Source organism: Algoriphagus sp. Y33 (genome assembly GCF_014838715.1).
Taxonomy (GTDB): domain Bacteria; phylum Bacteroidota; class Bacteroidia; order Cytophagales; family Cyclobacteriaceae; genus Algoriphagus.
Map to the genome: position 1 here is coordinate 416574 of NZ_CP061947.1, position 22621 is coordinate 439194.

The following is a 22621-nucleotide window of genomic DNA, read 5'->3' on the forward strand; positions in this document are numbered from 1 at the left end:
AATGAAAAATAACATACTGGTATATATAGTATTCCTATTTCTCCTGCCCTTGACGACAAGGGGACAATGGGTATCCACACCCGGGAAACCGCAAGAAAAAGCAATCATACTAAAAGGAGGGACTATCCACTTAGGAAACGGTGAAGTGCTTGCAAGAACGGACTTGGTTTTTGAAGATGGCCTGATAAAGGCAGTTGGAACGGACCTGACAGTGGAAAGTGACATGGAAGTGATTGACGTCGTCGGACAGCATGTGTATCCAGGACTTATTTTGCCTGACTCCAGGATCGGACTGACCGAAATAAGTGCTTTCAGGGCAACAAGTGACTATGCCGAGGAAGGAGAATATCTTCCAAATATCAACACCGCTTACGCGTATACTGTAGATTCGGAGGTTATCCCTACACTACGCTTTAACGGCGTGTTGGTAGCTGAAGTGGCTCCGTCCGGAGGAGTGATTTCAGGAGTGTCTTCAGTCATGGAACTTGATGGTTGGAACTGGGAATATGCTTTGGTACAAAGCGCCGGAATGCATCTGAATTGGCCCGCAAAAAAATCAAGAAGATTTGATAGGGCAAGTGGAGCCATCACTTTAGAGGACAGCAAATCGTATCCAGAAACCGTCTCGGAACTGAAAAGCATGTTCAGTGATGCGATCAGCTATGGAGAGAGAGCTGAAAAGAACCGGAATCTAAAATTGGAAGCAATGCAGCCTTTACTAAACCGTAAAATGAAGCTGTTCATCCATTGTGAAGATGCCTATGGGATAGTGGAGAGTGTGCGCTATTTTAAATCGCTGAGTCTCGACGGGCTTGTCATCGTAACTGGGGAAGCAGCCCTGAAGGTGAAGGACTTTTTAGCTGAAGAAAAAGTTCCGGTAGTACTCCCACCTACTTTGAGCTTGCCCGGTGGAATTGATATGGATTATGATATGCGCTATAAGTTACCGGCCTTATTGACCAAAGCAGGAGTGAAGGTCGCCCTTAGCCATGCGGGGAGTATCACAGAGTCCCGTAACCTTCCATTCTATGCAGGCGTAGCGGCTGCATTTGGATTGGAGAAAGAGGAGGCACTCAAACTGGTGACAAGCAATACTGCCGACATATTAGGTGTGGGAGATTTGATGGGGACGTTGGAAGTGGGCAAGCAGGCTACCTTGCTTATTTCCAAAGGGGATATTATGGAAATAGCTACAAATGATGTTGTTCAGGCATTTATCCGTGGACAAAAAACTGTACTAAAGAACAAGCAACAAGAAATGTATGAGAAGTACGCTGAAAAATATGCGGATGAGAAGGATTAAACTGATTGTGTTACTATGCTCTGCATTAATCACGGAGAGTTTTTCCCAAACCGAAAGGTTCAAAGGTCAAGGGCCAGTCGAAAGCGTGAGTACTGCGGCTCGTCCGGTTGAGAAGCAATGGAAAGGTACATTTGAATTTGAGGAGACTTCAGTAAAGGTTTCCAATGATTTCAATGGAGGGAGACTAAATGGGATGTTCGCCCAAAACGATAGCCTGTTGATTGGTTTGATCGGTCCTGAGAATGTTCCGGTCAATATGAGTCCCTGGTATGCGTTTAAAGTGTGGGCTCCGCAAAAGCAACGCATTCATATCCGGGTTACCTATTCAGGGAGTGCAAGACATCGCTATTTTCCTAAAATCAGCAGGGATACTGATACTTGGGTTCCACTGGATTCTACCCGTGTGGTCTATGGGGATTTAGAAGGAGAAAAGTCAAATGGTACTTCCAGACCGGCAGTAATGACCATGTCACTGGAAGTAGGGCCGGATACACTGTGGATAGCAGGACAGGAGTTGATTGATTCGGAAAAAGTCTTCAATTGGATGGATTCAATGGCAAGTAATCAAGCAATCACTCTTCAGTCTTTCGGAAAAAGTAGGGAAGGAAGACCGATGAAAGTCTTAACGATAGGCAACCCTGAGGCCAAGCACCATCTCATGGTGATATCGAGGCAGCATCCGCCGGAAGTGACCGGTTATTTGGCGATGCAGGCTTTTTTAAAAACCATTGCGGGTTCATCACCTTTAGCGGTAGAATTCAGAGAAAAATTCTCCCTATTTGCAGTTCCATTGATGAATCCTGATGGAGTAGATAATGGTCATTGGCGACACAATTCAGGTGGGGTGGACCTCAATAGGGACTGGCAAAATTTTAACCATCCGGAAACGCAGCAGGTCAGGGACTTTATGCATCAGGTTATTGGCGAAACAGGCGGGGAGTTTAATTTTGGAATAGATTTTCATTCTACCTGGGACGATATCTATTACACGATTGATCCGAAGTTATCAGGAAATATGCCAGGGCTCGTTTATGAATGGCTAGATGCAGTTAAGGGGAGATTGCCTGGGTATGATCCTAATATTAGTTCCAATGATCAGATGGTTCCCACAACAGTCTCGAGAAATTACTTCTTTATGGAATTTGATGCAGAAGCATTAGTTTATGAGATTGGTGATAACACAGACAGAAACTTTGTCGCAGAAAAAGGAAGGGTGGGAGCTGAGGAATTAATGAGATTGATGCTTTTGAAATACTGAATGATCCAGGGCTGAGGCATATGGTTATAAGGAAGGGGTGGTTGACTACATGGTATTTTGAGCTAATCTTTTGCTAATGCAAAAAATCGTAAAGGCTGGTTTATTACTATAGAGAAGTCATGATAAGTGAGTAGCAAGGAATTTTCAGAGCTTAGTCCATCCTTATTTTTATCACCGCAGAAGAAATCAAAGTGATCAATCCAATTAAAGCTATTGATGTCGAGACACCAAAAGAATCGGCTACTATCCCTGTCAAAATTGCTCCTATGGCATACCCCAAATCACGCCACAACCGAAACACACCAATACTATTGGCTCTTTGCTCAGGATGGGTATAGTCTGCTATTGCCGCCAGAAATGTAGGATAGACCACGGCTGTGCCGATACCAAGCAGCGCACTCAAAACGGTGAACTCAATGAATGAATTGGCAAATATCATCCCGATAATGGCAAAGCCTTGGATTAGCATCCCCCAAAAAAGCATTGATTTTTTTATCCAAATATCAGCCAATCTACCTGTGAGTAATTGGCCTAGACCCCACACGATGGGATATATAGCTACTACTTTCCCAACTTCGGACAGACTAAATCCTTTACTGACTAGTAGAATAGGAAAAAGTCCCCAGATCATCCCATCATTAAGGTTATTGACCAATCCTGCTTGGGTGATTGAACCGAGATTGGGATTTGTCCAGGTGGTTTCACGAAATACATTCTTTAACTTTTGAACTTGACTTACTGTGGTTTCTTTAAAAACATGATGCACAGTGTCTTTTACAAGAAAATAGCTTAATACTAGTCCTGCGACTGCAAATCCAATTCCTAAGTAAAACGGAAAAGGTCTAAGACCATATTCTGAGGCGATCCATCCAGTGAGGAAAGCAACGATTCCTACTGCCAAGTAACCTGCGGATTCATTTAATCCCATGGCCAGCCCTCTGTTTTTGTCACCCACAAGATCGATTTTCATCACCACTGTACTAGACCAGGTGAGCCCCTGGTTGATTCCCAGTAAAATATTGGCCGCTATGACCCAATTCCAGTTGCTGGCATAGATCAAAATAAGTGGCACAGGAAGCCCTATAAGCCAGCCAATCACTAACAGATTCTTTCGTCCAACCTTGTTGGCAAAAGCTCCCGTGTAATAGTTGGTAATAGCTTTGGAAATACCGAATACAACTATGAAAGATAGAATGGCAGATTTAGCTGCCATGTCAAAATCCGCTTCTGCCAGCTGAGGAAGTATGCTGCGTTCTAGACCTATCATTCCCCCTACAAAGCCATTGATAATAACCAATAAGGTGAACTGCCTCCAGTTTTCTTTCAATCCTAATTTAACCTCCATGGCGTCTTAGGATATAGTACAATGATTGGCTCCGGCCTCGAAGTCAATAGGGTTCAGGTCAGTAAAATCCCCGGAAATATTCTTCTGAAAAACCTTTAGGTAGTTTTCCGGCGGGTTGGTAGGCTTTTTAAGCACAGACTGAACAAGCTCCTGCCCGTTAACTTTGAGCAAGGCCGTATTCTTCACCACCTCTCCCAATGTGGAGTGTATGGGTTGCTTATGAAAAGGTACCGGCTGACTGCTATGTCCTGGTAAAACGGTAACATTGAGCCCCAAGCGGATGAGTTTTGGGATGGAATGAAAAAGCAAGGTGGCTTTGCTTTCTGTTTCTTTTTTACCGGCTTCCAGCCACTTTTTTAAGGTATCGGCATAGATCTCTTTGGGTTCCATTGTATTGAATAGTTGCTAATACAAAGGACGGGTTACTGAGAGTCAATCTCTTTTACATTTGTTAACTAATCAGGAGATAGCTGCTCTAAGTCGGCTCAGACTCACCTGTGTGATCCCCAGATAGGAAGCGATGTATTTTAAAGGTATTTCTCTGATTACCACAGGCGATTTTTGGAGCAATGCCAGATAGCGTTCTTCAGCGGTATGAAATTGCAGGCTTTCAAGTCTGTTGATGGTTTCCACGTAAGATCGCTCCACCACCTTTCGAAATAGTCTCTCCACTTCATGGTACCTATCAAATAATTCAAAAAGTGAATTGGCCGGGATGGCGATAAAAGTTGTATCACTTATAGTTTGTATGGCTTTGTGGCTTGGCCTGCCTGTAAAAAGACTTTCTGCTCTGATAATCAGGTCATTTTCGAAGGCAAAATACTCGGTAACATCTTTGTCTTCTTTAAAATAATGGATCCTGGCGGTCCCTTCCAGTACAAAGTAGATCGTTCTGCAAGTTTGGCCAATGGTCTGGAGATTCTTGTTTTTTTTGATGGAAACAATTGAGCATAGGTTTTTTATTTCTTCCCCTGCCTTCGGAGAAATCGGGGTGATCCCGGATAAGTAGTTAAGAAATTTATCGACCTGTTCCATCTAGCTTAATAATTTGAAATTGCTTGATTCCTCAAAAGATCCATAAATCTTTTGTCTCGTTTTTTTTCTAAAAGTCTATGTTAAAACAAAAAGTAATCTTATTAGATTCTACGGTCATATTTTCATATTCGGAAAAGTCAATTTGTTTGATTTCAACCAGCGTGTTGACTATAAAACCGGAGTCCTATCTGGACTTACCGTGGCGATGGTACTGTTGCCTGAAGCGGTTGCCTTTGCTATGGTGGCAGGACCTTCTCCTTTGGCGGGACTTTATGCTGCGTTTGTGAAGGGGTTGGTCACTGCCATTTTAGGAGGAAGGTATGATCTCCGGTGCAACTGGAGCTATTGCTGGTGTATTTGCGGCCTTGGCTATCGCACATGGGATGGAATATGTCTTTGCTGCCGTCATAGTAAGTTTAGTTTCGAGTAATTGTAACATATATAATAAGACTGGCTATTTCAATGAGAGCAATTAAATTTTCAGTCCGTAAAAAGTATGGATGATTTGTGGGAAAAGTTGAAAAGACAAAAATATAGGTATGTCAAACCAATATTGAGCATCTGGCTAAGTGGGGGTGTAAAATTTTCCTTCAGATAAAAAGAGCTTGCTAGTGCCCATAAGGGGAGACCTTTTGTAACTGTTTCACTTTGTACTCTGAAGGACAGCTTTTTAGATGCATTCTGCTTTAATTTAGTAAAAAGTATGAGGAAACTGCAGCTTTCCGAAAGGGTGTATAGTGACAATAGATCCATTTCCCTTAATCATTAAACAAGAAATTGACCTAACTAACAAATACAAGACAAATGAAATTCCGTCTCAATACTATTCAAACCAAATGGAACCGGGAGAACCCATTTGATTTTTCAGATCTAAAGGCAGTTCTAATCAATTGCACGTTAAAGAAGTCCCCGTCAGTTTCCCACACTGAGGGTTTGATGTCCATGGCGCAGACCATCCTGGAGGCCAATGGGGTTAGGACAGAACTGATCAGGGCAGTGGATCATGATATTGCCTCTGGAGTCTATCCGGATATGACAGAGCATGGATGGGAAAAAGACGACTGGCCTGCTATTCATAAGAAAGTCATGGATGGAAATATCCTTATCATTGGTACACCAATTTGGCTGGGTGAGAAATCTTCCATTGCCACCCAGGTGATAGAGCGGCTTTACGGTAATTCGGGGATACTGAATAAAAAAGGGCAATATGCCTATTATGGCAAAGCTGGAGGCTGTCTAGTGACGGGGAATGAAGATGGAATCAAGCATTGTGCAATGAACATCCTGTATAGCCTGCAGCATTTGGGGTATGCTATTCCACCCCAGGCTGATGCGGGCTGGATAGGCGAGGCAGGTCCCGGAGCCAGCTACCTGGATGAGGGAAGTGGCGGTTTACAGAATGATTTCACTACTAGAAATACCACTTTTATGACCTGGAACCTGATGCACATGGCAGCTATGCTGAAGCATGGCTTTGCTGCTCACGGCAACCTGCGAAAAGACTGGGACGAAAGTGATCATGATCATCCTAATCCTGAATATCGATAGGGGGAGGATGCACGAAAGTTTTTTTCTGACCTAGTTCGCATTGTCTTGCTAAACCCAACCTAGAATTCCGATATTCAATGTATGGAACCTTCTAAAGTAGTTTGGTACCTGGAAAACTTCAGCATGATGAAAGTATTGAAGCCCAGTGAATTGGATCTTTTTGAGAAAGCAGCTAAAATGACTTCCCATAGGAATGAGGTCTTGGATTTTCCTGAAAAACATGTAGATACAATCTTTCTATTGAAGAAGGGGGAGGTGAAAATCTCTAGATTTTCTGACTCAGGCCAAGAGATCATTTTGGCGCTTTTGGGAGCGGGAGAAGTGTTTGGGGGAATTGGCTTTGGTAGGAAAGCAGGGGGAAGAACGTCAGGAGCTTGCTCAGGTGACCGAAGAGGCGGTATTATGCAAAGTGGAGACATCCAGATTTTTGGAAATGATGCATGCTATTCCCGAGCTGAATTTTGTAGTCACCAAATTGATTGGTCTCTGTATAAGAAAAGTACAGACCAAGCTGGAGAATCTAATTTTCAAAACCTCCGAAGAGCGGGTTCTGTGGTTTCTTAAGAAGAATTTCCAACCTTGGGGGTAGATTGTTCAAAATATGAATTCACCTAATAAAATACTCATCATAGATGACGAAAAAGACATCCGGAATCTTCTGGCCAAGACGCTAGAATACGAAGGCTATGAAGTATTGACTGCGGACAAGGCTAAAAGTGGTATTCGAATACTTAAAGATCAACAGATCTTCGTGGTCATCTGTGATGTAAAGTTGCCGGATGCCAGTGGAATTGAATTAACCGGAGAGATCAAAGAGCTCTCTCCGGAAACTGAGGTGATCTGTCTGACTGCCTATGGCAATATTCACGATGGTGTTCAGGCTATGAAAAACGGAGCTTTCGATTACTTGGTGAAAGGGGATGACAACACTAAAATTATTCCCCTAGTCAGCAAGGCAGAAGAAAAATCCCGTTTGCAATTCAGAATCAAAGAACTGGAAAGCAAAATAACTATAGCCTATGATTTTGACCGCATCATTGGAAAATCCCATGTGATCTTGGAAGCGGTAGCCTTAGCAAAAAAGGTGGCTCCTTCTGATGCTACAGTACTACTCACAGGACCAACCGGGACAGGTAAAGAAGTCTTTGCACAGGCCATTCATTCATCTAGTTCCAGACAAAAGCAATCCTTTGTCGCTGTAAACTGTAGTGCCTTTGGAAAAGACTTGTTGGAAAGTGAACTTTTTGGTTATAAATCTGGGGCATTTACAGGGGCAAATAAGGATAAAAAAGGGTTGTTTGAAGAAGCCAACAATGGCACCATCTTTCTCGATGAGATTGGGGAACTTAACCTTGATCTTCAAGCCAAACTGCTACGAGTTTTGGAGTCAGGTACGTTTTTAAAACTGGGCGATACCAAAGAAACAAAAGTGAGTGTGCGTATCATAGCGGCAACCAACCGTAACCTGGAAGAAGAAAGCCAGCAGCAAAAATTCAGAGAAGATTTATTTTACCGGTTGTCTGTATTTCAGATAAAATTACCAGCGCTGAATGAAAGAAGAGAAGACGTTCCTCTATTGACCGAGCATTTCGCAGCACAGTTTGGTGCCAAAACAGGGAAGAAGATTAGTAATATTTCCCGTGACTATACAGATGCACTGAAGAAGCACTCCTGGAGAGGGAATATACGTGAGCTTCGAAACATTGTTGAGCGATCAGTCATTCTCTGCGAAGGTGACACCCTGACCAAGGAGGTGCTCCCTTTTGATTTTGAAGTAAATAAACCCGGCACATCCAATGGTATTTTTGATTTGAAGGAAGTGGAAAAGGAGCACATCAAAAAGGTCTTACGACATACAAAAGGTAACAAAACCAAAACTGCAACTTTGCTGGGTATTGGTCTTACGACTCTTTATCGAAAATTAGAGGAGTACAACATGTAAGGGCAATTCATGTAAGGGCAATTCATGAATTGCCCTTACAACTCAGCACCAAACCCTTCCGATTGCCAGTAGCTCAGTTTTCCCACGCTATCCAAATTGACGAATGCATTGACTTCTGGAAGCTTCTCTATCATTTTTTTTGCCATAACTTCACCCAATACCAAACAGACTGTGGCCAGTCCGTCTGCGGTAACCTCATCATTTGCAGTTATCCTCACACTAAATGAATATTACTTGACAGCTTAACTCTTTCGCGTGTTTAGCAAATAAGAGGCGTGTTTTTTAGGCTGTATAGCGGAAGATGCCAATATCTTCCTGATGTTTTGTTCATGCTGGAAATCAACGGCAAGGTTATTAGAAAAAGCTTAAATGCCTTTTAATTCGAACTTACGCCTCTTGTTTCGATCTGTCCAATCCGTAAACCCCATCACCACTCCATTTTGAAAAACCCTTCCATTTTGAATGGGTTTTCAAGCCTTTATCCAGATGTTGTTTTTTTAAAAACAGTTTTTAATATACTGATTTTTAAAGTTTTATAGTGATTCAATGAGCTCGTTTTATCATTGGGTACAGCTCTTGGCATAAGGATCTCACTGAGTTGACCTAAACATACAAACAACTATGGATACACTTATGATAATCTCGATGATCCTCCTTACAGCTGCCATCTTCGGACTGCTCTTCAGGTCGGTAAGTTCTTTCAACAATCTCTTAAAAAAGTAAGGTCATGATAGCACTACTCTTAGTCTCCTTAGCCGCATTTGGCTACCTGTTTTACGCGATTGTAAACCCTGAAAAATTCTAAAAAGATGAACACAGAAATACTTGGAGTACTGCTCATATTCCTGCTTTCCGTAGGACTGGCCTGGCCACTTGGAAAGTATATAGTCAAAGTCTTCCGGGGCGATAAGACCTGGACCGATTTTATGTCACCCCTGGAGCGATTTGTATTTAAGCTTTCGGGCATTGACCCGAATCAGCATATGGACTGGAAACAGTACCTAAAAGCCCTGCTGGGCATCAACGTGTTTTTTTTCCTTTTTGCCTTCATTGCCCTGGCTTTCCAGAGCCTTCATCCATTCTGGAATCCCGTGGGCATCGGAAATTGGGAACCAACACTGGCATTCAATACAGCCGTTAGCTTTACCACTAACACGAACCTGCAGCACTACAGCGGTGAATCAGGAGCTTCTTACTTTACGCAGCTTCTTGTCTTTTGCTGGCTTCAGTTTGTCAGTGCGGGAACAGGTATTGCCGCTTGTGCTTTACTCTTCCAAGGCTTGAAAAACAAGACAGGAAGCAACCTGGGCAACTTTTATAATCTCATGATGAAAAGTTGTACCCGAATCTTATTGCCGTTGGCGATTATTTTGTCTTTGATCTTAACCTTCAATGGATCCACTACCAATTTTGATGGACTGCAGGAGGTAACAACATTAGAGGGTGAGACGATTCAGGTGGCTGGTGGACCAACTGCTCTCATGGTAGCCATCAAGCAATTGGGAACAAACGGAGGAGGTTATTTTGGACCCAACTCCACCCACCCATTCGAGAATCCTAACTACCTCACCAACATTGCTGAGAATGTAGCTATTCTGCTTGTTCCAATGGCATTGGTATTCGCTTTCGGCTTCTACCTTAAAAGAAGGAAGTTGGCCCTGCTTTTCTTCGGTGTTATGTCTATTCTCTTCATCGCCTTTGTGGCCATTTCAGTTTCAGAAGAGATGGGTGGAAACCCTGCTTTTACCGAAATGGGACTGGCAGCAGATCAGTCAAACATGGAGGGCAAAGAAGTCCGGTTTGGGCCAGCAGCATCCTCTATGTGGGGAGTGTCCACAACTTCAACTTCCAATGGCTCTGTAAACTCCATGCACGATAGCCATACACCGCTTTCCGGAGGGATTTTTATGCTGGATATGTTCATCAATGCGATCTATGGAGGTGTGGGTGTTGGGTTTATCAACTTCTTTGTCTTTGTGATAGTAGCTGTATTCATTGCCGGACAAATGATAGGAAGAACCCCTGATCTGCTGGGCAAAAAGATAGAAGCCCGTGAAGTAAAGATTGCCGCGTTAGTGGTAATTCTTCATCCGCTATTGATTCTGGTAGGTACGGCCATGGCCAGTTATGGAATTGTCCAAAATCCTGAATACGGATGGCTCAATAACCCTTCTTATCATGGATTTTCCGAAATGCTTTATGAAACTACCTCAGCCTCGGCCAACAATGGATCCGGCTTTGAAGGATTGGGAGATAATACGCCTTTCTGGAATATTGTTACAGGTGTCATCATGCTGTTAGGGCGTTTCCTTCCGATCATCGGTCCATTGGCCATAGTAGGATCTTTAGCCTCCAAAAAACCTGTCCCAACTACCTCAGGATCATTGCCTCTGGAAAGCCCAGCCTTTGGTGCGGTACTTATTTCGGTAATACTTATTGTAGCAGCTTTGGCTTTCTTTCCAGCTCTAGCACTCGGTCCATTGGCTGAATACTTCACCTTTTAATACTTGAAAAGATGACTAATAATAAAAATACATCCTTGTTTTCTGCAGAAACGGTTACCCAGGCACTGGCACAGTCGTTCGTGAAACTCAGTCCTGCTTTAATGATCAAAAACCCCGTGATGTTTACCGTTGAGCTTGGAACGGTGATCATGCTGATCGTGACCATACTTTCAGGCTTTACGACTAATGACAGTCTCGGAAATGTGGGATATAACAGCGTCATTACGCTATTACTGTTTATTACAGTGCTTTTCGGGAATTTTGCCGAGGCTATTGCCGAAGCCCGGGGAAAGGCTCAGGCGGACAGCCTTCGAAAAACTAGGCAAGACACAAAGGCTAAACGTATCAATGAGGATGGATCTGTTACAGAAACCAGTTCATCCGACTTGAAAAAAGGTGATGTGTTCCTCGTTGAAGAAGGTGATATTGTCCCGGCAGATGGAGAAATCATAGAAGGACTTGCATCGATAGATGAATCGGCTATTACCGGAGAATCCGCGCCTGTGATCCGTGAAGCGGAAACCGATCATAACAGTGTAATAGGCGGGACCAGCGTATTGTCTGACCAGATTAAAGTAAAGGTAATTACCCAGCCTGGAGAAAGTTTTCTGGACAAAATGATTGCCCTAGTGGAAGGCGCAAACCGTCAGAAAACACCGAATGAAATCGCATTGACCATATTGTTGGCAAGTTTTACCATGGTATTTTTGATCGTGACAGTCACGTTGCATCCCTTTGCGGTTTACGCCAATACTCCGATTACGATAGCTGCATTGATTTCACTTTTCGTGTGTTTGATTCCTACTACCATTGGTGGCTTATTATCGAGTATAGGGATAGCGGGAATGGACAGGGCATTGCGAGCCAATATCATTGCCAAATCAGGTAAAGCGGTAGAAACCGCAGGGGATATTGATACCCTACTTTTGGATAAAACAGGTACGATTACTATTGGCAATAGAAAGGCAACCGGCTTTTTTGATATCAATGGCAAAGCGGATGAAGAGTTGGTTCGCTTGTGTGTGATCAGTTCGCTTTCTGACAACACGCCAGAGGGGAAATCCATTATAGAACTGGCCAAGCAACAAAATGTAACGGTGGAGAAAAATTCAGTCGGTGATGCCTCCTTTATTAAGTTCACTGCGGAAACGCGCATGAGCGGAGTTGACCTCCCTGATGGCCGAAAGGTGAGGAAAGGTGCCTGGGACGCAATCTACAAATGGTCGGACAACAAAGCTGATCTGGGAAAACTGGAAGAAAAAGTGAAGGAAATCTCCAGCAATGGAGGGACTCCATTGGCTTTGGCAGTTGACAAAAAAGCATTAGGAGTAATCCGGTTGGAAGACATCATCAAACCGGGTATTCAGGAGCGTTTCGCACGCCTGAGAAAAATGGGAGTGAGAACCGTAATGGTTACCGGTGATAATCCATTGACAGCAAAATTCATAGCAGAAAAAGCCGGAGTAGATGACTTCATAGCAGAAGCAAGACCTGAAGACAAACTAGAATACATCAAAAAAGAACAGGAGCAGGGAAAGCTTGTTGCCATGATGGGTGACGGTACAAACGATGCTCCGGCACTGGCCCAGGCAGATGTGGGAGTCGCCATGAACAGCGGCACGCAAGCTGCTAAAGAAGCCTCTAATATGGTTGATCTGGACAGTGATCCCACCAAACTTTTGGAAGTGATAGAAATCGGAAAGCAGTTGCTGATCACACGGGGTAATGTGACCACGTTTTCCATTGCCAATGATGTGGCGAAGTATTTTGCTATTGTACCTGCCTTGTTTGCCACTTCCATTCCCGGACTCAATGCCATGAACATCATGAACCTGGCAACACCTGAATCGGCTATATTATCGGCAGTGATCTTCAATGCCATCATTATTCCATTGCTGATTCCTTTGGCACTCAGAGGTGTGAAATATCGTCCGGTAGGTGCTTCTACTTTGCTGACCAGAAACCTATTGCTGTATGGTTTGGGAGGCATCGTCGTGCCTTTTATTGGAATTAAATTAATCGATCTGCTTGTAACTATTGCGCTGTAAGGGCGATTCATGAATCGCCCTTACCTAAAACATAAGAATTATGAAATCTATAAGAATAGCTCTTGTACTTGGGTTTTCCACCGTCATACTCTTTGGTGTATTGTACCCACTGGCCATGGTAGGCATAGGCAAAGCCATGCCCCATCAGGCAAATGGTTTGCCTATAGAGAAAGACGGTAAACTCATTGGATTTGAAAATGTGGGCCAGCCCTTTAACAGTGCCCAATACTTCTGGAGCAGACCTTCAGCAGTGGATTATGATGCGGCTTCAACAGGCGGATCGAACCTAGGACCTACCAACCCTGATTTTCTTTCACTGGTACAAAGCAGGATTGATACCTTGACCAAATACCATCCAGGATTGGCCAAAGTTGATATTCCGGTTGAACTGGTGACAGCTTCCGGTTCGGGTCTTGATCCGCACATTACCAAACAAGGGGCATTGATTCAAGTGAACCGTATTGCGGTAAATAGAGGGTTAGATGCCGAATCGCTAAATCAATTGGTAGAAGAACATACGGAAAATCCATTTCTTGGCCTTTTTGGACCATCAGATCGAGTGAATGTTCTTCAGCTCAATCTGGCGTTGGATGAACTGGAAAAAAGCAAGTAGATAAGAATATCTAGTGTATAATTGAACTCAATAGTTTACTATTCCCATTTCGAAAATCAAGTAATAAAACAAGAGCATATCATAACTAATGGACTCGCTATATAAAAAACAAAACTCACTGAGAATCGGTATTTATAAGACGTACTGGTTCAAAGGATATACCATCATCTGTTTAGTAATTTTCTCACAATTTTGGACAATTAACTTCGTGCAAGCGCAGGGGGATACCGATGATTCAGCGCTAAAAATCAGTGGATACTTAGAAACCTATTACCAGTATGATTTTGGAAACCCCGAAGATCATAACAGACCGGATTTTGTCTATTCTTTCAATAGGCATAATGAGGTCACACTCAATCTGGGCTATCTTCAGGCCACTTATCAGACACAGAAAGTACGGGCTAATCTGGCTTTCATGACGGGCACCTATGCCAAGGCAAATTTGGCAGCGGAGCCGGGAGTTTTAAAAAACATCTTTGAGGCGAATGTAGGGGTGAAGCTCTCTGATAAAAAGGAATTGTGGCTGGATGCAGGGATCTTTCCTTCGCATATAGGTTTCGAGAGTGCAATTGGTGCAGTTTGCTGGAATCTGACCCGGTCAGTGTTGGCTGATAACTCTCCTTATTTTGAGAGTGGGGTAAAGCTTTCCTATAGTTCGGACAATGAAAAGTGGTTTTTAAGCGGACTTGTGCTCAATGGCTGGCAGCGGATACAGCGTGTAGACGGAAACAATACCCCTGCTTTAGGCCACCGGGTTACCTTTACTCCCAATGATAAGATAACACTAAACAGCAGTTCTTTTATTGGAAGTGATACCCCAGACAGTACACGACAAATGAGATATTTCCATAATTTCTATGGGCAGTTTCAGCTAAGTGATAGACTGGGGCTCATTGCATGTTTTGATGTGGGAGCACAGCAAGAGGCCAAGGGTAGCAGCGATTATGACACCTGGTATTCCCCGGTGTTGATCGCTCAATATAAAGTAAGTGACAAGGTAAGTATTGCGGCCCGTGGTGAATATTATTCTGACGCCAATCAGGTGATTATTTCTACCAATACACCGAACGGATTTCGAACATCAGCATATTCGGCTAATCTTGATTATCAGGTTGCAAAAAATATACTTTGGAGAATAGAAGGTAGAAGATTTACCGGTAAGGACAGTGTGTTTGAAGAGAATGGTAGTCCTTCGGAAACCAATTTCTTTTTGGCAACATCACTTGCAATATCACTGTAAAGCTAATTCATGAATTGTCCTTACAACATGAAATGTCCTTACAAAAAAGGAAAACGATGGCACAAGAAGAAGATAATTTCTTAAACCTGATCCGTAAGCGAAAAAAAGGAAGGTTAAAAATCTACATCGGCATGATAGCCGGTGTAGGTAAAACCTACCGTATGCTTCAGGAAGCCCATGACCTACTGAAGGCAGGTGTTGACGTAAAGCTCGGGTTCATAGAGCCACATGATCGTAAGGAAACCATTGCATTGGTAGGTGGCTTGCCTGAGATACCTCGAAAAAAGGTGTTTTACAAAGGTAGGGAATTAGAGGAAATGGATTTGGAAGCCATTCTCAATACCCATCCTGACGTCGTTTTAGTGGATGAATTAGCCCATACCAATATCCCCGGCAGCAAAAATGAAAAGCGCTGGCAGGATGTCATCGACCTGATCAATGATGGGATAAATGTGATTACCGCCTTCAATGTGCAGCATCTGGAAAGTATGATCGACAGGGTGCAAAAGATCTCAGGTATTGAAGTGAAGGAGTGTATTCCTGACAAGATTTTAGCCTATGCTGATGAAGTAGTCAATATCGATCTGCCTGCGGAGGATTTGATCAAGCGTCTGAAAGATGGTAAAATTTACAGTGGAGAGCGTATAAAGAGGGCGCTAGACCATTTTTTTCAGCCCGAACAGATCTTGCAGCTCCGGGATCTGGCTCTTCGGCAGGTCGCCTCACAGGTGGAGCATCAGATCCAAAACAGCCTTCCCCAATCCTCCAGGATGCCGCTGGAACGGTTTATGGCATGTATCAGCACCAATTATGAAGGAGGGAAAAAGATCATTCGGAAAACCTCCAGGATGGCAGCCAGATATCAGGCAAAGTGGTATGTCTTGTATATCCAGATACCCAAGGAACAATCTGATAAAATTGATCTGGCTACCCAACGAAAACTACTTCAGAACCTGAAATGGGCGACTGAGCTCGGTGCTGAGATCATTAAAGTCAAAGGGGATGACATTCCTGAATTGATCTATTCTACAGCTGAAGCGTATAAAATCACCAATATCGTATTGGGTAAACCTCATTTTAGTTTATTACGCCAACTGACAGGCAAAAACTATTTTGATAAATTATTGAAGAAACTGGTTGATAAGGAAATAGACGTGATTCTGGTCTTTTAAGCAAACTCAAAATGAAAGTAAAACATAAGCTCTCGCTGTCACTGGCATTTCTATTTGCAGTGATCATACTTTTAAGTTCGACGGGCGTCTATTACCTCAGTCAACTTGCCACCGATTCAGCAGCAATATTGAAGGACAATAACCGTACGCTGAGTTATATGCGGAATATTGACAAAGCGGTGGATCAGATTCAATCCGCGATCATTTCGGGTAATAATGTAGAGACTGAGCTTACTCCATATCTCCAAACCTTAACCGAAAACATCAAGCTTCAACAGGAAAATATCACTGAGCCTGCTGAACAGAATATCACCGATAAACTTGAAGCAAATTTGAATAGGTTAACCCTGGTACTTAGAGATACGGGATTAGATTCGATTAGCAGGGATTCCTACAGTAGTAATTTATTGCCTGTCATGCAGGAAATAAAGAGCATCACCGATGACATCTACCTGATCAATGAAAAAACCATGATCAGGAAAAATGAGCAGGCCAATGCCACTGCCGATAAAACCGTGTTGTATATGGGGATTGTCGGAAGTGCCAGCGTCTTGATTGGCCTGATGCTTTTGTTCTGGCTTCCTGCATATATTTCCAAACCCCTGGCCACTTTCAATAAGGCAATCGGAGAAATTGCAAGAGGAAATTATAAGCAAACTATTTCCGGTGAATCCAAAGATGAATTTGGTGAACTTGCCAGGTCATTTAATACGATGGCGGCCAAGCTGGATGAGTATGAGCATTCCAGTCTGGCTAAAATTTTGAAAGAACAGAAGCGACTTAATGCCCTGATCAACCAACTCGATGAAGTGGTTTTGGGCTTGGATGAAAGCAAACGAGTGATTTTTGCCAATGAGCACTGCTTGCAACTCCTTGACCTTCCCAAAAATGAGGTGATAAACAAATACGCTCCAGACATAGCGATAAAAAGCCCACTAATGAGTAATCTTATCCAAGAGCTCATGATGGGTTATTCCTCCAAAGGTGCTAAAAATTATCAGCCTGTTAAAATAGTAGAAAACAATAAGGATAAGTTGTATTCAAAAAATGTAATTGATGTTGCCACTAAGCCAACTGGAGAAGATCGGAGGATACTTGTGGGGCATGTGGTATTATTAACGGATATCACGGACTTTTCTGAAAAGGATAAGGCTAAAACGCATTTTATTGCCACTCTTTCCCATGAGCTGAAAACCCCTGTGGCGGCAATCGATATGAGTGCAAAACTGTTACGAAACCCCAAGTCAGGTCCACTGTCTGGAAATCAGGAAGAACTGCTGGCAACTATTGAAGGAAACAATGAACGGATCAGAAGAATGATCAATGAAGTGCTTGACGTGTCCAAAATTGAAAGTGGTACGATCGATGTCAAGATGGGGGAAGCATCTGCCGAAGACCTGATCGATAATGCGATAGACGGCGTGCATTTATTTTTGGATGGGAAGAACTTAAAAATTACTAAGAATATAGAAGGCGTTCATAGCTTCATAAAAGTGGATGCCCATAAGACAGTTTGGGTACTCAATAATTTTTTAACCAATGCGATACGATATGCTCCTGAAGGATCGACTATTGACGTAAAGGCTGAAATGGTAGGTAGCAGATTAAAAATTTCAGTAACAGATCAAGGAAAAGGAATTGCAACAGATGACCAGCAAAAGGTTTTTCTAAAATTCAATAGACTATCCAAAACAGAAACCGGAGGGACTGGACTAGGTCTTGCAATATCCAAGGAGTTTGTAGAGGCGATGGGAGGAAAAATAGGAGTGCAATCCTCGGCAAACCATGGGGCTACTTTTTGGATAACATTTCCCATAAGTAAGTTGACTTAAACCAAAATCGAACTTCAACAAATGTCAAAACCCTATTAAAGGCTAATTAATCTGCTAACGAGTAAAGAGATTTGAAATCCACCCTTTTAGATCCTTGAGCCCAGGGTTTTTGGGGTCGTTTTTTCATTTCCCTGCATAGGACTATGCTTATCGGGTAATTTGCCAATGTTTTGGCCGTTGGAAAATTCTGATGATTAAATACCTTTGGCGAATGAAATTCGATTTGAAGTATTTAAACAGAATTGCATTTTGGATTAGCACCCTGGGGATTTTTGCCATCATTTCTGATTTTGGTTTTTTTCAGGTAAGATCAACCCAGCGTTTCTTTGATGGATTTTTCTTTTTTGTTTTGGCCGTAGGTATTATTTCGACCGTCTCCCGGTATCTCAGCAAGAACAGACAAATCAGGAAGAAAGTATTCGTTTTTGATTTACTTTCCATTGGATTTACCCTGTGGATTTATTACATGTACTTATTTGTGGGAGTTCCGTTTGAAACGGATTTACTACTGGAGAACCCAATTTGGGTTCGCATAGCAGTCCTTGCCACATTCATCAGGGAATTTTCTGAATTAAAAGTAGTCTATAACAGGACTTTCTTGAATCCGGCGCAATTGTTTGTCGGGAGTTTTTTCCTGATCATCCTTTTTGGTGCAGGAATGCTGATGCTGCCAAACGCCACCCATGAAGGATTATCCTTTGTGGATGCTCTTTTTACTTCTACCAGTGCTGTTTGCGTAACTGGATTGATTGTGGTGGACACAGGAAGCTATTTTACAGAGTTCGGGCAAGTGATTATCATGTTTCTTATACAGATAGGGGGATTGGGTATATTGACATTCGCCAGTTATTTCAGTTATTTTTTTAGTGGTGGTGCAACTTATGAAAACCAGTTGGTGCTGGGAGATATGAACAATTCGAAGAAATTGGGAGAGGTTTACTCAACCCTGAAAAATGTTATCTTGATTACCTTTGGAATTGAATTTTTCTCCGCAGTTTTGATTTTTTTTAGTTTGGATGCCCAGAATTTCCCTCCCCATTTAAGTAAGGTCTTTTTCTCTGAGTTTCATGCTATTTCCGCTTTTTGCAATGCCGGTTTTTCAACCTTGCCAAACAGCTTGTATGAGACAGGATTTAAATATAATTATGTTCTTCACCTCATAATTATTGCCACGTTTGTATTGGGTGGACTTGGGTTTTCTATTGTTTCAAATATTTTAAACTATCTGAAGTATAAATCAAGAAGGGTTTTATTCAAGAATAAGAATTTTGAATCCAGGCCGTGGGTGTTAACTATCAACAGTAGGATCAACTTAATTACCACTGTAAGTATTTCCCTGATCGCCTTTGTGCTATTTTTCGTTTTGGAATATCATAATACACTGGAAGGACATAATTGGTTTGGCAAAATTGTTACCGCCTTATTTGGAGCGACGACCCCCAGAACTGCAGGATTTAACTCAATAGACACCGCTGCGATGCTCTTTCCAACCACGATGATGGTTTTCCTACTGATGTGGATAGGGGCATCCCCGGTCTCCACGGGTGGGGGTATCAAGACGAGTACGTTTGCGATCGCTACATTAAACATTTTAAGCCTTGGAAGAGGGAAAACCAGACTGGAGGTTTTCAGAAGGGAAATTGCTGACATTTCAGTTAAAAGAGCCTTTGCCACAATTTCTCTTTCTTTGATTGTTATTGGATTAGGCATTATGCTTATTTCCATATTCGACAGTGAAAAAAATTTAAAGGATATCGCATTTGAATGTTTTTCGGCCTATAGTACTGTGGGATTAAGTCTGGGTATTACAGCAGATTTATCGCAACCTAGTAGATTGATCCTTATCGTCATTATGTTTGTGGGTAGGGTGAGCATGTTGTCTATCATTATTGCCGTTTTCAATAAAGTGAAGCATAAAAATTATCGCTACCCAACAGAAGAAATTACAATAAACTAGAAGTTAAATGAAGTATATCGTAGTAGGTCTTGGAAACTTTGGTGCTTCCCTTTCTCAAAAATTGACAGCTCAGGGAAATGAAGTGATCGGCATTGATACCAGAATGGAGAAGGTGGATCTGTATAAAGAAAAAATCTCCCATACGATCTGCATGGATGCCACAGACGAGTTCACCGTGTCGGGATTACCTCTGGAGGAAACTGATATAGTAATTGTGGCAATTGGGGAAGATCAGGGAGCCAATATTATGTCCACTGCTATCTTTAAAAATATGGAAGTAAAGCGGCTGATCAGCAGGGCGATTAATCCGCTTCACGAAAAAGTCCTGAAAGCAATAGGCGTAGATGAAATAGTCCATCCGGAAGAAGAAACTGCGGAAAGGTGGTCAAAAAAACTTTGCATTAAAAATGTAGTGGATTCATTTGAACTGAATGCACATTTCAGTATTGTTGAAGCAAAAGTACCACGGGAATACGTTGGAATGACGATCAGGGAAATTGGCTTTCGGAGCAAGTTTAACCTGCTGGTGCTGACAATCATGAAACAGCACGAAGTAAAGAGTCTTCTGGGATCCAAACAGACTGAATTGAATATTCAGGGATTGGCAACACCGGATCAAAAGCTGGAGGTTACTGATGTTTTGGTTCTGTATGGTTCTAATAAGCACATCAAAGAGTTTTTGAAGTTTGAGAAGATTTGAGTTGAATATTATAATTAAGAATCTTTGGTGCTCCTACTTAAGACGTTTTCTTTATTGGCCGTTTTCTCGCTCTTTGCCTCTCTACAAATTCACTTTTCATGTTTTTATATGTGTATCCGCTTAACTGCATATATGTACTTTGAATTAATGCGAGAAGTTCAAATTTGACAATTCCCCCTTTCTAAAATAGGGAAAGGGGGAATTTTTTCAGGCAGCACCAGACATAATTCTAGTACGTGCATTCATGCGGATATTCATCTGTTTATAATTTGATTTTCAATGGTCATATGGAATCTCGCATGGCTTATAATCATCCCAATGTGTGACTTTTTAGTCACAGTGAATTTGTAGGGATGGTAGCAGCTAACCAGGGCTGCAAGCTGAGTCTAAAAGCCTTTCATTCAGAGATTATCAATGATCATCAAGGACTGAAAAAGGAACGGGGAAATTATGTGTCTATTCCTGAAATCCGAAAGCTGGGAAATGGTATTGTACAGCGAAATTACCTTCAGATCAAGCAGGATGCAGGACATCTTTCAGGTGGAAATGAGAAAATTACTGAATATCCGGCACAGAAGCATGAAGGTGTGATTGATATTAAATATGAGTTTTTACTCGGAATGACCCAAATGTTAACCTTGATCGTTTTTTGTAGAAAATCATTCCGTTGTTCAATGGACAACACTCAGGGCTATAGTTTTATAATTCCTTTGTTTTTGAATTACTCCACCAAACCGGAACTGTCCGCTCTGAACATCCTACTGCTGACATAATAGGCTTTCCCAGTGGGCGACCTGAAGTAATACGCAATGTAGAATGCCTTCTGCCCTTTTTTGGGCAAGGAAATTTTATTATCGGAATTGTAATCTAACTTGTTTGACTTCCATTTTTCATCTCTAAAATCTTTGTCCTCTATTGATTCAGCCTCCCAGAGTTCCACCTTTACCGGGGTTTCTGATGCCTTGACTCGAAGCATCAGTTTCTTGTTTTTACCGGAAGTAAATGTGGAGGAAACTTCGGGAAGAGATTTACCGGTATTTTGATAGGATACAAATGCCCCTAGTGCCTGAAAAGCCACTTTTCCATCTCCCAGATCATGTCCCGCATTTGGGATATAGATCAGGTTGTTCTGCCCCGGAATGCTGTCAATGTAGTTTTTTACCGCATCCACCGGCCAGTAAGGATCATTGGTGCCGATAAAAATCAACTTTGGAACGGTCAGTTTATCCCGGTAGGAGTAAGGGTCTACCATATCCAATGTTGCTTTTCCAATGGCACTGCTTGCCTGCTGGGGTATTCCCAAATCAACATAATCTTGGATCTCTGGGCTGTAGTCAGACCACGTCTCAATCTGATATTGCAAGCTAATTGGCATATTCAATACATCGATCACCATTGGGGCGATGCCGGTCACTCTCACATCCTGAGATCCGGTGAGCCAAGTGGTCCAGCCTCTTTTGGAAAGTCCGGTAAGGGTAAATGTTTCAACAGGAATACCGAACTTCTTTTTGCTAAAATCAGCCACCGCATCCATGGCAGAGACTGCTGACCTGACCATGGGAAACAATGCCGGCCATTCCACATCTCCAGTCTGCTGAAACTGATGCAGGGTATAGGAAATAATCTCATCCTCGGTCTTCCCCTCAAAGATGGGCTGGTTTGGCACCTGAAACACAAGTGCGACTATGCTTTGATTTTCAGCCGCAATCTTCCCCATATTTTTAACGATGGCATCGTCTCGATCGCGCATAACAGGAATGCCCTGTTCTGTTTTCCCACCTCCTATATAAAGTAAGGCTTTGTCGGAACTGAGTTGTGTTGGTTTTAGTATCACCAAGCGATGCTTCCATACCATGCCCTTCCATTCCTGCGAGGTGAGTTCCAGCTCATATTGGGTGACACCCTGATGCTGGAGGCTGTCTTTCATTACAAAATCGAATGCAGAATTGTCTTTTGCCAGAAAATCCGACAAGGCAGTCTTGGTACTTTGAGCCTGTAGTGGCTTCGCAATAAAAACCAGCACCAACAGTGCCAGCACATTAAGAATATTTCTCTTCATTTTCATATAAAATTAACATAAATCAATAGCCTGAAATCAGACCATTGTAGTCTTTAGTATGAACA

Annotated in this window: 20 protein-coding genes and 1 pseudogene; 16 read left to right on the plus strand and 5 right to left on the minus strand. The window is 42.4% G+C overall.

Annotation, left to right across the window (positions count from 1 at the left end):
• Position 1: 1 nt before the first annotated feature.
• Complete coding sequence (locus ID165_RS01665; protein WP_192348674.1) at positions 2 to 1303, plus strand: amidohydrolase family protein; 1302 nt, start codon at positions 2 to 4, stop codon at positions 1301 to 1303.
• Positions 1263 to 2561, plus strand: a complete 1299-nt coding sequence (locus ID165_RS01670; protein ID WP_192348675.1) for a M14 family metallopeptidase — start codon at positions 1263 to 1265, stop codon at positions 2559 to 2561. The genes ID165_RS01665 and ID165_RS01670 overlap by 41 nt, the downstream gene beginning before the upstream one ends.
• A gap of 151 nt (positions 2562 to 2712) precedes the next feature.
• Here ID165_RS01670 and ID165_RS01675 read toward each other — a convergent pair whose 3' ends face one another.
• From ID165_RS01675 to ID165_RS01685, 3 genes are all read right to left on the minus strand, one after another.
• The gene (locus ID165_RS01675) at positions 2713 to 3906 is read right to left on the minus strand and encodes an MFS transporter (RefSeq protein WP_192348676.1); all 1194 of its coding nucleotides are present in this window, start codon (positions 3904 to 3906) and stop codon (positions 2713 to 2715) included.
• A 6-nt stretch (positions 3907 to 3912) separates the two neighbouring features.
• Positions 3913 to 4296 (minus strand): hypothetical protein, encoded by a 384-nt coding sequence (locus ID165_RS01680; RefSeq protein ID WP_192348677.1) that lies wholly within the window; start codon positions 4294 to 4296, stop codon positions 3913 to 3915.
• A 69-nt stretch (positions 4297 to 4365) separates the two neighbouring features.
• Positions 4366 to 4941 (minus strand): Crp/Fnr family transcriptional regulator, encoded by a 576-nt coding sequence (locus ID165_RS01685; protein ID WP_192348678.1) that lies wholly within the window; start codon positions 4939 to 4941, stop codon positions 4366 to 4368.
• A gap of 124 nt (positions 4942 to 5065) precedes the next feature.
• Between ID165_RS01685 and ID165_RS01690 the strand changes: the two are divergent.
• From ID165_RS01690 to ID165_RS01705, 4 genes and pseudogenes are all read left to right on the plus strand, one after another.
• Positions 5066 to 5357: pseudogene (locus ID165_RS01690) on the plus strand (SulP family inorganic anion transporter); the annotation flags it as partial.
• 388 nt (positions 5358 to 5745) lie between these two features.
• Positions 5746 to 6489, plus strand: a complete 744-nt coding sequence (locus ID165_RS01695) for a flavodoxin family protein (protein WP_192348679.1) — start codon at positions 5746 to 5748, stop codon at positions 6487 to 6489.
• Between the two features lie 81 nt (positions 6490 to 6570).
• Entirely contained in the window at positions 6571 to 7053 is a 483-nt protein-coding gene (locus ID165_RS01700) for a cyclic nucleotide-binding domain-containing protein (RefSeq protein WP_192348680.1), read from the plus strand.
• Between the two features lie 37 nt (positions 7054 to 7090).
• Positions 7091 to 8431, plus strand: coding sequence for a sigma-54 dependent transcriptional regulator (locus ID165_RS01705; protein ID WP_192348681.1), 1341 nt, complete (start codon positions 7091 to 7093; stop codon positions 8429 to 8431).
• A 35-nt stretch (positions 8432 to 8466) separates the two neighbouring features.
• Here the strand turns inward: ID165_RS01705 and ID165_RS01710 are convergent, their stop codons facing one another.
• Positions 8467 to 8649: a hypothetical protein gene (locus tag ID165_RS01710; RefSeq protein ID WP_192348682.1), complete on the minus strand. Its 183-nt coding sequence runs from the start codon at positions 8647 to 8649 to the stop codon at positions 8467 to 8469.
• Positions 8650 to 9158: 509 nt separating this feature from the next.
• On the opposite strand from ID165_RS01710, the gene kdpF reads away from it, so the two are divergent.
• The 10 genes from kdpF to ID165_RS01760 all read left to right on the plus strand — a co-directional run bounded on the left by kdpF (position 9159) and on the right by ID165_RS01760 (position 21270).
• Positions 9159 to 9236 carry a K(+)-transporting ATPase subunit F gene (gene kdpF, locus ID165_RS27000; RefSeq protein ID WP_192351224.1) on the plus strand — a complete coding sequence of 26 codons (78 nt, stop codon included), beginning with the start codon at positions 9159 to 9161 and terminating at the stop codon, positions 9234 to 9236.
• Between the two features lie 4 nt (positions 9237 to 9240).
• Positions 9241 to 10935, plus strand: a complete 1695-nt coding sequence (gene kdpA / locus ID165_RS01720; RefSeq protein WP_192348683.1) for a potassium-transporting ATPase subunit KdpA — start codon at positions 9241 to 9243, stop codon at positions 10933 to 10935.
• Between the two features lie 11 nt (positions 10936 to 10946).
• Positions 10947 to 12983 carry a potassium-transporting ATPase subunit KdpB gene (gene kdpB, locus ID165_RS01725; protein ID WP_192348684.1) on the plus strand — a complete coding sequence of 679 codons (2037 nt, stop codon included), beginning with the start codon at positions 10947 to 10949 and terminating at the stop codon, positions 12981 to 12983.
• A gap of 40 nt (positions 12984 to 13023) precedes the next feature.
• Positions 13024 to 13596: a potassium-transporting ATPase subunit KdpC gene (gene kdpC, locus ID165_RS01730; protein ID WP_192348685.1), complete on the plus strand. Its 573-nt coding sequence runs from the start codon at positions 13024 to 13026 to the stop codon at positions 13594 to 13596.
• Between the two features lie 88 nt (positions 13597 to 13684).
• Positions 13685 to 14836: a porin gene (locus ID165_RS01735; protein ID WP_192348686.1), complete on the plus strand. Its 1152-nt coding sequence runs from the start codon at positions 13685 to 13687 to the stop codon at positions 14834 to 14836.
• Between the two features lie 56 nt (positions 14837 to 14892).
• Positions 14893 to 16008, plus strand: a complete 1116-nt coding sequence (locus tag ID165_RS01740) for a sensor protein KdpD (protein WP_192348687.1) — start codon at positions 14893 to 14895, stop codon at positions 16006 to 16008.
• A gap of 11 nt (positions 16009 to 16019) precedes the next feature.
• A complete protein-coding gene (locus ID165_RS01745; RefSeq protein WP_192348688.1) occupies positions 16020 to 17840 on the plus strand; it encodes an ATP-binding protein in 1821 nt (606 codons plus the stop codon).
• Between the two features lie 211 nt (positions 17841 to 18051).
• Entirely contained in the window at positions 18052 to 19797 is a 1746-nt protein-coding gene (locus ID165_RS01750) for a TrkH family potassium uptake protein (protein WP_192348689.1), read from the plus strand.
• A gap of 7 nt (positions 19798 to 19804) precedes the next feature.
• The gene (locus ID165_RS01755; RefSeq protein WP_192348690.1) at positions 19805 to 20497 is read left to right on the plus strand and encodes a TrkA family potassium uptake protein; all 693 of its coding nucleotides are present in this window, start codon (positions 19805 to 19807) and stop codon (positions 20495 to 20497) included.
• Between the two features lie 353 nt (positions 20498 to 20850).
• The gene (locus ID165_RS01760; RefSeq protein ID WP_192348691.1) at positions 20851 to 21270 is read left to right on the plus strand and encodes a hypothetical protein; all 420 of its coding nucleotides are present in this window, start codon (positions 20851 to 20853) and stop codon (positions 21268 to 21270) included.
• Here the strand turns inward: ID165_RS01760 and ID165_RS01765 are convergent.
• Complete coding sequence (locus tag ID165_RS01765) at positions 21219 to 22556, minus strand: PhoPQ-activated pathogenicity-related family protein (RefSeq protein ID WP_225586945.1); 1338 nt, start codon at positions 22554 to 22556, stop codon at positions 21219 to 21221. The two genes, ID165_RS01760 and ID165_RS01765, sit on opposite strands and share 52 nt — an antisense overlap.
• Positions 22557 to 22621 lie beyond the last annotated feature (65 nt).